This window comes from Ruegeria sp. B11, from assembly GCF_056539785.1.
In genome coordinates this window covers 412,612-425,646 of sequence record NZ_JBQFVO010000002.1, presented here as the reverse complement: position 1 = coordinate 425,646, position 13,035 = coordinate 412,612, and the positions used below count along the sequence as shown (strand labels likewise).

Annotated in this window: 8 protein-coding genes; 1 reads left to right on the top strand and 7 read right to left on the bottom strand. The window is 56.0% G+C overall.

What is annotated here, in order from left to right; genetic code table 11:
* The first annotated feature begins 141 nt into the window (after positions 1-141).
* Positions 142-2,355, top strand: a complete 2,214-nt coding sequence (locus ACR0I1_RS09700) for an NADP-dependent isocitrate dehydrogenase (protein ID WP_170407323.1) — start codon at positions 142-144, stop codon at positions 2,353-2,355.
* A 384-nt stretch (positions 2,356-2,739) separates the two neighbouring features.
* Here the strand turns inward: ACR0I1_RS09700 and ACR0I1_RS09695 are convergent, their stop codons facing one another.
* The 7 genes from ACR0I1_RS09695 to ACR0I1_RS09665 form a co-directional block, all read right to left on the bottom strand.
* Positions 2,740-3,846, bottom strand: coding sequence for a transporter substrate-binding domain-containing protein (locus ACR0I1_RS09695; RefSeq protein ID WP_170393909.1), 1,107 nt, complete (start codon positions 3,844-3,846; stop codon positions 2,740-2,742).
* 43 nt (positions 3,847-3,889) lie between these two features.
* A complete protein-coding gene (locus tag ACR0I1_RS09690) occupies positions 3,890-5,152 on the bottom strand; it encodes a transporter substrate-binding domain-containing protein (RefSeq protein ID WP_170511889.1) in 1,263 nt (420 codons plus the stop codon).
* Between the two features lie 22 nt (positions 5,153-5,174).
* Complete coding sequence (locus ACR0I1_RS09685) at positions 5,175-5,954, bottom strand: PP2C family protein-serine/threonine phosphatase (protein WP_170393913.1); 780 nt, start codon at positions 5,952-5,954, stop codon at positions 5,175-5,177.
* Positions 5,954-6,931 (bottom strand): FHA domain-containing protein, encoded by a 978-nt coding sequence (locus ACR0I1_RS09680; RefSeq protein WP_223118646.1) that lies wholly within the window; start codon positions 6,929-6,931, stop codon positions 5,954-5,956. Before ACR0I1_RS09680 ends, ACR0I1_RS09685 begins: the two co-directional genes overlap by 1 nt.
* 199 nt (positions 6,932-7,130) lie before the next feature.
* Positions 7,131-9,314 carry a serine/threonine protein kinase gene (locus tag ACR0I1_RS09675; protein ID WP_480706147.1) on the bottom strand — a complete coding sequence of 728 codons (2,184 nt, stop codon included), beginning with the start codon at positions 9,312-9,314 and terminating at the stop codon, positions 7,131-7,133.
* Between the two features lie 340 nt (positions 9,315-9,654).
* Complete coding sequence (locus ACR0I1_RS09670) at positions 9,655-10,944, bottom strand: dynamin family protein (RefSeq protein ID WP_480706145.1); 1,290 nt, start codon at positions 10,942-10,944, stop codon at positions 9,655-9,657.
* Entirely contained in the window at positions 10,941-12,983 is a 2,043-nt protein-coding gene (locus tag ACR0I1_RS09665; RefSeq protein ID WP_480706143.1) for a dynamin family protein, read from the bottom strand. The genes ACR0I1_RS09670 and ACR0I1_RS09665 overlap by 4 nt, the downstream gene beginning before the upstream one ends.
* Positions 12,984-13,035: the final 52 nt, after the last annotated feature.

Genomic DNA, 13,035 nt, shown 5'->3' with positions numbered 1-13,035 from the left:
CAATCCTCATTTAAGGGAGGCCCTGTCAAATCAGAGTCACCCGTGGGGCCGTCATGTCCCCTTTGGGATTGGTGCCTATGTCACGGCGGCACATGCTCTTGGATCGCACGCCCCTGAAAGGCTTAAAAAAGGTAAGGGAATATGGCAGAAAAATCGAACTTCGACGTATTGTATACCATTGTAGACGAAGCGCCCGAGCTGGCGAGCGCCTCGTTCCTGCCCATTATCCGCAAGTTTGCGTCAGCAGCCGGTGTCAGCGTCGGAACCAAAGACATTTCGCTGGCCGGGCGTATTATCGCGACCTTCCCCGAAAAGCTGACAGACGAACAGCGTATTACTGATGATCTGGCTGCTTTAGGTGAGCTGGTGAAAACACCGGACGCAAATGTCATTAAACTGCCCAACATCTCGGCGTCGGTGCCCCAGCTGGTGGCAGCCATCGAAGAGCTGCAATCACAGGGTTATGACATTCCGAACTACCCCGAAGAGCCTTCGACGGACGACGAAAAGGCGATCCGTGCGCGTTATGACGCCATCAAGGGTTCGGCCGTGAACCCGGTCCTGCGCGAAGGCAACAGCGATCGCCGCGCAGCGCGCGCTGTGAAGAACTATGCCCAGAAGAACCCTCATTCGATGGGAGAGTGGAGCGCGGACAGCAAGACCAAAGTGTCTTCGATGCCGGGCAATGATTTTTACGCCAATGAGAAATCGGCAACGATCACTGCGGCGCAAGCCGGCGATGCCAAGATTGAGTTTGTGGGCAAAGATGGCAGCGTTACGGTACTGAAAGACGCTTGGCCACTGGCCGAAGGCACCGTGGCCGACGCAACATTCATGTCGGTCAAGGCGCTGTCGTCGTTCCTGACCGAAGCCATTGAGGACACCAAGAAAGACGGCACCATGTTCTCGCTGCACATGAAGGCGACGATGATGAAGGTCAGTGACCCGATTATCTTCGGCTATGCAGTCAAGGCGTGGCTTGCCCCCGTGTTCGAGAAATTCGGTGCAGAGCTGGACGCGCTGGGTGTAAACCCGAACTCGGGTCTGGGGGACCTGCTTGAGCGGGTTCAGGGCAACGCAGACATCGTCGCCGCAATCAATGCGATTAAAGGGGATCGTCCGTCGATGTATATGGTGGACTCGGACCGTGGCATCACCAACCTGCATGTCCCGTCTGATGTTATCATCGACGCCTCGATGCCCGCAGTGATCCGTGCTGGCGGCAAGGGTTGGGACGAAACCGGCGCCAAGGGCGATACTAACTGTGTGATCCCTGACCGTTGCTATGCACCGGTGTATGACGAGGCCATCAACTTCTTCAAAGCCAATGGTGCACTGAACCCAGCCACCGCAGGAGCCGTCGCCAACGTTGGATTGATGGCGCAGAAGGCCGAGGAGTACGGCTCGCACCCGACGACGTTTGAAGCGCCCGCAGATGGTACAATCCGTATCGTTCTGGCCAATGGCGAAACGCTGCATTCCCATGACGTCGAAAAGGGCGACATCTGGCGCGCCTGCACCGTCAAGAAGGCCCCGATCGAGAACTGGATCCAGCTGGCGATGGACCGTCAGCGCCTGACCGGGTCCGAGGCGATCTTTTGGCTGGATGCCAACCGCGCACATGACGCCGAGCTGATCAAGTATGTCAAACCAGCGCTTGAAGCTGCAGGCGTGGCCGACAAGTTCTTGACTATGGCCCCGCGTGAAGCAACCCGCCAGTCGCTGGAAACTATCACGGCGGGCAAGGACAGCATCGCCATCACCGGTAACGTATTGCGGGATTATCTGACCGACTTGTTCCCGATCCTCGAACTGGGGACGTCGGCCAAGATGCTATCAATCGTTAAACTGATGAATGGCGGCGGTCTGTTCGAAACCGGTGCAGGTGGTTCGGCGCCGAAACATGTTCAGCAACTGGTTGAAGAAAACCACTTGCGCTGGGACTCCATGGGTGAATTCTGTGCGCTCGGAGAATCCCTGAACTTCCTCGCTGACAGCAAGGGCAACGCCAAAGCGGGCGTCCTGGGCGCCGCTGCCGAGGCTGCCACGCAGGGAATTTTGGATAACAACAAGTCACCCAGCCGCAAAGTCGGCCAGCCGGATAACCGCGATAGCCACTACTGGTTCGCTCGTTACTGGGCCGAAGCTTTGGCGGGGCAATCCGATGATGCTGGGCTTGCCGCCGAGTTTGCACCGCTCGCGAAAGAGTTGGCGGACAAAGAAGAACAGATTTTGTCCGAGTTGGCGGCAGCGCAGGGCGCACCCGCCGATCTGGGTGGATACTACCACACTGATCCGGCCAAAGCGGCTGCGGTGATGCGGCCAAGTGCAACCCTGAATGCGATCATCGGATAAGCCAGGGTTGCATAAACGCCTAAAGAGAAACCGGTCCGAAGAGGGCCGGTTTTTTCGTGCCCTGAAAAAGAAAAAGGCCAGCCCCCATAGCCAGCCTCTTTCTGAGTGAGTGGCGGGGCTTACGCCTCACCGGTGCAGTTGAGTTCATCCTACGCTTATCGTTCACGCTGAATATTCGGGGATTCCCGTAGACGGCCGCCTTTTATGAGCGATTAAGGATAAAAATAATCATTATGTATGCGCAAATAAGACCAAATGCTGACTGCGCCACGTCTGAGGCCTAGTCAGTTGGCTTTGCCGTTGTCATTGAAGATACTGACCCACCGACAAAAAAAGGGCCAGTCCGAAGACCGGCCCCAAAGAAAGGTCATAACGACCGAGGGATTAGTTTGATGCTGCGTTCAGCTTTTCATTTTGTTCGCGCAGCGTGTCGGAAATAATCGCGTACCATTCGCCGGACTCGCGCATCTCGATCAAACCCTTGTTCATCATCGCGATGTACTCGCGCGCGAATGGATTGGTGCGGTGTGCAAGGAAGCTCATCGAAGACAGTGTCGAGACATACGGGTTCTCAACAATGTCCGCCGAGGTCAAACCCATGTCTTTCATTGTCGAGGCAAACAGATCAACTTCGAATGCAGCCACGTCTGCTGTACCGGTCAATACGGCATCGAGACATTCGCGGGCCGAATTGGGTTGGACCACGGTTGTGTTCTCGCGGTTGAGCCCTTGTTCTTCCAGCACCACCATGCTCCAGCCTGCCATGCGGCAAACGGTCGAGCCCTCAAGGTCGGAGAAATCTGTCGCCTTTGCGTATTCGCTTTCAGGCAAAGTGAAGAAACCACCGACAATGTCATATACCGGAACCGAAGCGACAAATTGGGTACACCGGGCTTCGGTCTCTGCAGACCACTCATAGGAGCGGTTGGTACAATCCGGTACAGTCCACGCGATCGAAATATCAAACGCACCCAGTGGCAACAGTGTGTCCAGATGCGAACTCCAGTCATCTACAAAGCTGACCGAGAAATCGCGGCTGTTACCAGCACGCTGAAGGCTTGTCGTCGCCAGACGGGTCATGATGCCACCGCCGCTCAGATCTTCAGTAGTGAACGGTTCCCAACCGTTGCCAGCGACCATCTTGATCGGAGGCGCGTAGACATTCGAGCGCTTGACGCTTGCAGCACGTTGTTCTTCTGCCGCGATCAGTTCTTGCGCGCTCTGACCGTTGGGCAGGCTGCCATCCTCACAGGGCAGCGCCAGTACCAGACCGGGGGTTAGCGAACCGGGATTGGTGATTGCGTTGCGGTTAGCGTTAAAGATCGGCTGATAGTTTGAGGTGCCGTAGGCGGCAATGGCGATGGTCGCCAATGTGTCACCATCCTGAACCGTATAGTTGGAGCAGGCCTCTTGAGCGGCGGCTGCACCTGCGCTCAGGGCGGTGAAGGCTGATGCCGACAGTACTGCTTTCTTCAATTTCTTGTTAAACATGTCCACTTCCTCCAGACTTTGTTTCGTTGGGCCAATCAAGGCCTTAGCCATTTTCCATTTGATAGCGCAGTGCGGTAGATACGATGTCGCGCCACTCGCCTGATTGCTGCATGATCGCCAGACCCTGGTTGAGCGTCTCAAGGATCGCTTCCCCATCCGGATTATCTTTGTGGGTCATGACGTTAAGCGACTTGATTGCCGCTAGGTTGGGGTTTTCGATGATCTGATGTTCGTAGCCCAGACGCCCGATTGCTTCGACCGCCAGATGCGCTTCGATCGCGACGATATCGGCTGTGCCATCCATGACCGCGCGAAAACAATCATCGGGTGAAACGGGGCGCATCAGCGTGATTGCAGGCTCGTAAAGACCAACTGCATCCATATGCGACAATGACCAACCTTCCGGCCTACAGATCGTTGTGCCCGCGAAATCTGCATAAGTCAGTGTCTCTTCGTAACCCGAACCGCTTTTTGCGAAGAACGTATCAACGACCTCGTAGAATGGGTTTGAGAAATTATAGGTTTCGCACCGTGAACGATCATTTTCCGACAACGTTGCGGCTTGTTCACAGTTCGGCCGCGACCAAGGGAATGTGGCGTCAAAGGCGAGAGTCGGCATCAATAGGTCCAGATGCGACGACCAGTCATTAACGAACTGAATCTTGTAGGACTGCTCGGGCGCGGCCCGCAGCATCGCGGTTTCAACCAAGTTGGTATAAAGCCCACGATTTGGCAGCGCTTCATCCGTGAACGGGGCGTAGTTACCACCCGTGATCAACAAAATCTGACGGTCACGAATTTCAGGGCTTTCGCCACCATCCGCGTTGCGGATCAATGCGGCACCTTCCGCACGCGCTGCTTCGATCTCTTTCTTGGCCGCAGCCTTGGCCGCGATTACGGCTTCTTCGCTGGTCTTTTTAGCTTCGGCCTCTGCAGCGGCCACGCGGGCTTCGGCCTCGGCAATGGCTTTTTCAGCCCGTTCCTCGGCAGCTTTGACCAGTTCCGAGGCCATTTCGGCAGCCATGCGGCCAGCTTCGGTATCCGGCAGTTGCGCCGCGCGCCCGATATCTTCAAGACAAGGGAAAGTCAGGACATCACCGACGCGAATGATATTGGGGTTCGACCCTATCGTTTCCCGGTTCGCATCATAGATGACCCGGTAATCTTCCGTCGCGTAGACGGCAATTGCCAGTTCCCGCAAGCTGTCACCGGGCTGGATTTCATAAGTCGAACACGCCTCTTGCGCCGATGCTGCACCTGTTGCAGCAGCAAGAGCGAGGGTGGATATGATAAGATGGTTTCGCATTTTGTCCTGTTTCACTGCCTGTCTAAGTCTGTGCCGGTTTGACCACGGCGATTGAAATGTTGTCCTGATCCGGGTCTGCCTTTGCATGCAGTGCTTGAAGCAGCGCATCAGCAATATCGCGAGCCGGGGAATGAATATGCGTGCGCACCAGCGTTTCGATCTCGGAATTGCCGAGATATTGCAGACCATCACTGCCAAGGATCAGTACATCTGCCGCAATCAGCGCTAATGGTTGTTCCGGACAATCCACTTTTGGAATCGCAGCCCCCATGATCACCGAAGTCAGTTGGTTACGATCCGGATGGCCTTGTGCCTCTTCCGCGCTCAGTAATCCTTGTGCGAGCTGTTCGTCGATCACCGGGGCCATCGAGTGATCTTCGTTGACCTGTGACAGGGCATCATTGCGGAACAGGTAAAGTGGACTGTCACCGATCGAGATCCAGAATACTCGTTGATCCAGCATCAACATGCCCAGAAGGGTGGAGCCCAGATTGACCTCGTTTTCCTCACTATGGCTCGCCATAGCGGCGTTGGCCTGCATTGCGGCCAACGGCAGAGCGTCGAGCAGTGCGCTCTCAGCAAGGTCGGGCCCATCCAACTGGGCATCCATCGCATCGCGCCAGGCTGAAATGACCAACTGCGAAGCGACTTCACCCGCTTCATGACCACCCATACCGTCGGCAATCACGACATAACCCGCGTCTGCCGCGTCAGAGACCCGCGCAGCAATCGCGTCTTCCTGCGAGTCGCGCTGACCCTGGTCCAGGATCAGGGCAATATCATATGCAGGGGTCGCCAGCATTAATCGGCATCCCGCCAGTCAAAGCCGTCATCACAGAAAGCGGTGAAGCGGATCGAGGTTTCGCTGATCCGGATCAGATCGCCGCTGGACAAGGCTATGGTGCTGAGCACAGGCTTGCCATTCAGGCGCACCAAGTTGGCCTTGCCGCCATGGCCCAGATAGCATTTCCGGTCCTCTGGGTCATATGCGATGACGGCGTGATTGCTGCGAGAGATCCCGGTGTCGCCGAAATCCAGCTGAATAGCCTGATCGTCATTCCGACCGATCTGCATCAATCCCTCGGTCAAGGTAATCGCGGCACCCCGACCCGGTCCGGCGGTCACGACCAGCCAGCCAACCGGGAATGTCTGTTCGGCCGCTTCTGTCTTTTCAACGGGCTCAGCTGTTTCCATCAGCTCCTGAACATGCGTGTCTGCACGCTCGAAACCCAAAAACGTCGTCTTCACACGAGAACGCCGATCTTCAGCCGGTGCAGGTGCAGGTGCGACCATGGCGGGTTCCGGGGTTACATCAACAGGCTCCGGTTCCGGTGTGGGTTCTCCGACGATTTCCACCTCGCCCGCAACTTCAGATACGACTTCAGGTTCGATGGCCTCTGGTTCTTCTACGGTGACTTCGGGTTCATCGTCCTGAACCTCGTCTTCCGCAGTCAGATGAAGCGTGACAATCTGTTCATCTTCTTCGACCTCTTGAACCTCGGCCACTTCTTCTTCGGTCGCCTGATCTTCGATCTGGTCTTCCGAAAACTCGGGCATCGGTTCTTCGGGGATCAGTTCGTCTGCTTCCTCGTAGCTGTCCGAGCTAACGTTTCCACCCGCAAGGGCCGCGCGCAGGGCGTTGAAATCCGCAATCGGAGCGGCGCTTTCTGTTTCGACCGCTTCCGCAACGGTTTCGGTTTCGGTTTCCACCGCATCTTCTTCTTTCGGTTTTCCGGCACCTTCTAGAAGCCGGCTCAGAGGGCTTTTGTATTTGAACATGGTGTCGTCACCTTCTTTGATTTCTGATGCGGGGTTTTACCCGCGGGACTGCTACAAACCGCTTCGCCGTAGGCGCAGGGCACTGATGAAGAGGAAACAGAGAAACATTTACGTCGCGACGGGTTGGTCCCCGACGGGGTGACGCGATGGGCGGCACCCCCAGCACACTGACCTGGCGATAGTCACATCAACTGGGCGATCACTCCTGCGTTAGTTGCATGACCGCAGTACTTTCAGCTCCGTTGCGCAGAATGCTTAGGCGCGCCTCGGGTTGGTTGTCGGAAACAAGTTGAGCAAGGATGCCGTCCAGACTCTCGGGCTCATTAATCGAGACACCAGTCTGTGTTTCGCGCAGCAGCACATCCCCCCGCTGCAAACTGCCAGCAACTTCTTCCGGAACAGATGCGACGACGGTTTGCCAACCTGCCTCGCCCGCATGAGCCACATCAAACGAATAACCGTTCAGAAGGCCAAAACTGCGGAAGGCGGGCAGGGCCAGCAATCCATTCTGCGCGCGCGTTTCGCCCAGACTGCGATAGCGCGCTGCTACACGGATATACCCGTCTGGATCGACCGAGAAATTATCTAGAACATACGATGCAAGCGTTGTGTCCGGACGAATAGGTTCACCATTCAGAGTAAAAATCGTAGCGCCCCGTTCGACCCAATCCCCGATCACCGACCTATCTTGACCGGCGTTCAATCCATTGATGGCAATGACACTCCCGGTCGAGCTGCGACGCTTGGACATCGTGAATGGAATCTCAATATCCCAGTGCCCAAATGCAACCTGGTTTTCGGCTAGATTTACCGGCGTCGCAGGTGCGATGGGTGTGATGTCTTCAACCGTAGGTTCCGTCACTTCAGGTTCCACTACTTCAGGTTCCACCAAAGCGATTTCTTCGGGTTGCTGCTCTGACACAATGGCGGCTTCCGGCACCTCATTAGCCTGCTCGACAGGTTGTTCCTGCGCCGCTTCTGGTTCTGACGCCAAAGCGACTTCGGCCTGTTGCGGCTCTGTTGTGGCTTCGGCGGTCTGCTCGACGGGTTCCGGAGCTGCTTCTGCGGGCACCGGAGTAGTCGGAGCCTCTGCAGTCACCGGAGTTGCCTCGGGCGATTTCTGATCGCCCGTCATTACGAAGTATCCACCTCCGGCCAGTGCCGCCAATACAATCGCGATACCCGCGATCATCTTGCCACTGCCGCCCGAGCCGCTTTTTACAACGGTGTCGACTGCAGCAACGGCCTCGTCCTGAGGTGCAAATTTAGCAAGAGTGTCTTCCGTTTTTTCCTCGTTCCCGAGGGCCAGATCAGAGTTCCCGGCCAGCAGCGCGGTCACGACGGCCTCCGCATTCTCGCTTTCGGCTTTGATCCGTTCTTTTTCGGCCTCTTCGTCTTTGCGATCCATGCCAACAATGACCGAAACAGGGCGATACGCGAAACTGTCGAACATCACACCGGGACCACGGAACATACGCAGCCAGTCCAATGCGGTTTGCACACGGTCAGTGGCGTGCACTTCCATTGCTTTGTCGATCGCCTCAAGGAACCCGTCAGGATAACCTTTGAATCGCCCTGTCAGCGGTTCATAAGGATCGTCTTGGCCGTTGTTGAACGCATTCAAACGTGTCTGGCCATCAATCGGTCGCTCGCCGCTGATCGCATGATACAGCGTTGCAGCCAGTACATAGAGGTCACTGCTGGGGCCCTGATCCGCGCCACGCACATAAAATTCGTGCGGCGAGTACCCGTCCTTAATCACGCGCAGCGTCAATAGCGCCGCTGACTTGTGTGCCGCCTGCTCGCGTGCTGCGCCAAAGTCGATCAGGATGGGTTCGCCATTCTCATCGATCAGGATATTGTCGGGTGAAATATCGCGATGTAGCATGCCGCTTTGGTGAATGAACGACACCGCAGACAGCATTTTTTCGGTGACCTGAACGATAAAGTCCGGTCCGCTCTTGTTTTCGGGTTTTTCGACATAATCCAGAAGATCGCATCCGCGGATCAGGTCCATCGCGATATAAGCGGTGTCGTTGTCCTCAAACACCTGATGCACGTCGACGATGTTGGGATGAACCAGCCGCGCATGGTTGCGTGCTTCCTGAATGAACAGGTCGATAATGGAGCGCAGGTCTTCTTTGTGGTCAGGGTTGGCAGGTTCGACCAGATCACCATTCCGCTGACAGAGCGCCCCCGGATAGCATTCCTTGATGACCACATCGCGATCCAGACTATCGCGCGCGAGATAGGTGATCCCAAACCCGCCGTTGCTTAGGAACCGGAGGATTTCATACTGTCCGCGCAGCAGCTTTGCGCCTGGCTGCAATACTTCGATCTGAGGTTCGTCGTGCGTTGCGCCGACCGCCTGGTTGTGGCTCATTTCTTCCCGCCCATTCTACTCGTTTATTGCGGCATAAATAACCAGGGCTTCAGCCCGCGAACTCACAACCAAACACAACCGCAGGACACTTAAGACGGTTAGACGTTTCAAATTTGACTTTATTGGGGCCGCCTGATGGCTTCACTATGGATCACAAAAAATGAAATCGCCTATATAGTCGGTCCAAACCTTCATTACACTATATGTTGTGTTTGCCTGATGGAAGAAATGGATTCTATACCGCCGAAATAGAGGCTTGGTCCACGAATTCGAAACAATATCGCGGCGATTCCGAACGCTTCGAATCGCTGCGATGCGGCTCAATTCAAGCGGGAAAAACTTATGTGCCGGTTCTTGGGGGCGCCGACGCAACAGAGCTGCCCGCCCAAGCCAGATTGTCGCTGAGCTGTGCGAGAATGCTTATTGCATCCTTCAGCGGTGCGTCCCCGGTTTCAAACTGCAGCAACAGCAACAGGTCAGTGGCCTTTTCAAACTCGGCCGGAATCCAGTCTGCTTTGGGATCGATTTCGGTACCAGATTCTAACCTTTCGGCAAAATCCTCGACGATTTCCTGACAGCTTTGCAGGAAGGCCGCCGGTTCAATATCTGAGCTTTCGCGCAGATCGTTGTAAATGCTGGCGATGGCCGCAAGCCAGTCTTCAAGGATTGGATTGTCCAGGGGGGGCAGGGCGGCCTCTAGGCTTGCCTGCACAGTATTGCCGTCGGCCTCAGCGCCATCTGTCGAAGCCGCACCAGTAAGGTTCTCCAGATAAGGCATAAACTCTTCAGCCAGATCTTTTTGGGCGGCCTCAAGATCATGGCGACGGTGATCAGAGGCAATGTGCAAAACCTGTTCTGCCAAGTTCTGCCCGCCACAGGTTTCCCACAAAGCAAAGTCGGGTTCAGGCTCTTGTTCCATGGCCCGTACCGCTACCGGGGTGCCGATGGTCACAACCGCGCGAAACAAATCGCCCTTCTCCTTGTTCAGGCGTGCGACTACCCGATCCAGAGCATCCCGCACCGGAGGCAAATCGGCATGTGTTACAGCCAACAAGCTGTTATTGCGCAGCTTTTGAGGGACCTGCGACCACAAATGGCGTTCGGTTTCACGCCAGGCGTTGGTGCCATTGGTGCACCAGATCGCACAATCCACATAGTCGAGCAAATTTAGAGTCTGTTTGTAGGTATCATCCAGTGCACCGGCACCGGGCAGATCAAACAGCGAAATCTCCTGCAGGGCAGGGGTGTTCAACCCGACCGAGATGAAATCGGGTTCGTCCGCCGCTGCCTTTTCCAGCGCTATACCCGAATAGACTTTGGGTTCCTTGTCCCACCAACCAACGGTTGTCTCAGGCGTATCAGCATAGGCCACGATCACCAGGGGCAATTTCAGATGCTGCGGCCCGGTGGGCAGAATGTCTGCCCCCGCCAGCATGTTGGCAAGGCTGGACTTTCCGGCTCCAAACTCCCCGGCAAAACCAATGGAAACCGCGTTCGAAAGCCGCTCGGCATGGGCCAGCGCGCGGGCGCGCATATCATCCAGCTCTGCCGATGAGGGAGCATTTTCGGTGGCGGTCAGGAAACGCTCTAGCTGGCGCACTTCCTTCTCGGTTCCGGGGAATTCAATCATTCTGCGGCCTCTGCCTGTCGAGTGTCCACTGGTGCAGTTCCGTGTACCGCCCCTAGTTCATCGCTGATGCGCCGCGCTTCGTCAACCGCACGTTGCGCTTCGGCGCGCGCGTTCGACCCATCGGGGCCTGCGCGATGTTCCAGATGCCCGGCCAGCAGCGCCATATAATGGTCAAGAACGGTTTTCATCCGTTCGATAAGGTCGCTTCTGGCGGTATCTACAAGATCGTCTCCGATCATCTCAAACTCTTGAACGATCATCCGTTCGGCGCGGTTCAACACACTGCGACGCGATATCAGTCGCGACAGCCATGTCACACGCAACTCAACCGTGATGCCACGCGTCAGTGCGCTTGTATTCGGACGGAACCAACGCACCGCGCTGGTATTCATGCGATTGTCCGCGGGTTCCTGCCATCCGGGCAGGGCGCGCAAAGCAGCATTGGTCTGCATATCGATTGCGTAAAGCTCACTAAGCATGCGCTGCCGCACCACCTGGGTCGCGCCCTGGACAAGCTCGCGCATTCGCTCACGCAGAGGCGTAAAGTTCAGCTCGGTATCTCCGTCTTTGGCCAGCAAAGGCGATTGCCCATCAGGGCCGCGCACAACGATCGAGACAGCCTCGGCGACGGTGTCATCCATAACACCTCGCAAATTGGCCAGTACATCGTCCATATCATTGGTGATGGCCTTGGATTTATCTTCAACTAGCGCGCGCAACTCAGAAAGCGTTTTGTTGTTTTCTTCGACATCCGCTGTGTCGGGACCATCCTTTTCTTCAATCGCACGAAGCCGCGCAGTGCTGCGCTCAAGCTCACCTTGGGCAAAACTGTTGAGGTGCTGCCACGCAATATTAAGCTGTTCTTGGCGCGGTCCTTCGGTCAGGGCTTTGGTCACATGACGGCGCAGATCGGGCAGGCCCGACGCGATCATCGCGGCAAATCGCAATACACCTTCGCGGCTGATGGGGCCGGGGCCTTGCTTGATCTCTTCGACGCCGTCAAGATATTGCTTCATCTGTTCGGGATGCGCCCGCAGCCACGCCAATATCTGATCATGGTCGATTCCGGTTTCATCCCCGGTCAGCGCATAATGGGCCCATTGGGCGCTGCCCATCAGAACGTCAATCTCCGAGTTGCCAAGCGCCTGTTCGAGCCCATCCAATACGTCAGTGCGCACCTTGCCGGCATCTTCGGCGCCACCACCCAATTCGTCCACGCGGTTGATGAAGACCACGATCTGACCAAGCTCTAGCGCTTGCATCAGGCGGAATAGCTTCAGATCGGCCCGCGACAACGCCTGATGCGCAGACAGCACGACGACGAAAAAGTCGGATTCCTTGAGATACTGGCGCGAGATCTCTTCACGGATCAGCAGCGGGTCATTGACACCGGGTGTGTCTGTGACTGTCACCGGATACGGAAAATGGCCAATGTCAAAATAGACCTCGGCCTTACGGGTGATGTCGCTGTAAAGGCCCCGATCTGAACCGGGGTCATACTGGTCTTCATCTGTCGGGTCATCCCCGGCGCAGACATAGCGCGCCAGGTCATCCGAGGTCAATTCATCCAGATCGTGATGCTCGCCAAGAAGGTGTTTGTAGCTTTCCCCCAAGCGTAGCTTGGCGCGGGTTTTCATTGCCTCGACCTGCTCTTCGATCATCTCGCGCTTGTAGCTGTCCTCTTCATCAGGGAACATGTTGCGTAACTCTTCACCTTCGGCGATCAGGGCCTGCCATTGGCGATTGTCAAAGAAATGAAACTCGGCGCCCGACGTCCGACCGGACGGATGACCGAAATGCATGTCGGTGATCACTGTCGTCCATGGGTTCACGTCCGAGGGCAGATATTCTGCGTGCCCGGTGAAACCGTTGATCAAGCGCGATTTTCCGGCCTTGATTTGACCTACGAATGCTATCGAAGGCTTGAGGTTCGACAAGTCGTCAACGATGCGCGAGATGAAGTGACGCGTTTCGTCATTGCTCGTCCCGTTCATGTCTTCTGCGATGCGAATAAGCTCGCGGCGATTTAACTCACTCATAAGATTTACCCTGGTAACTCGTATTTTGTTTAACTTTGCAAAGTGGACACTA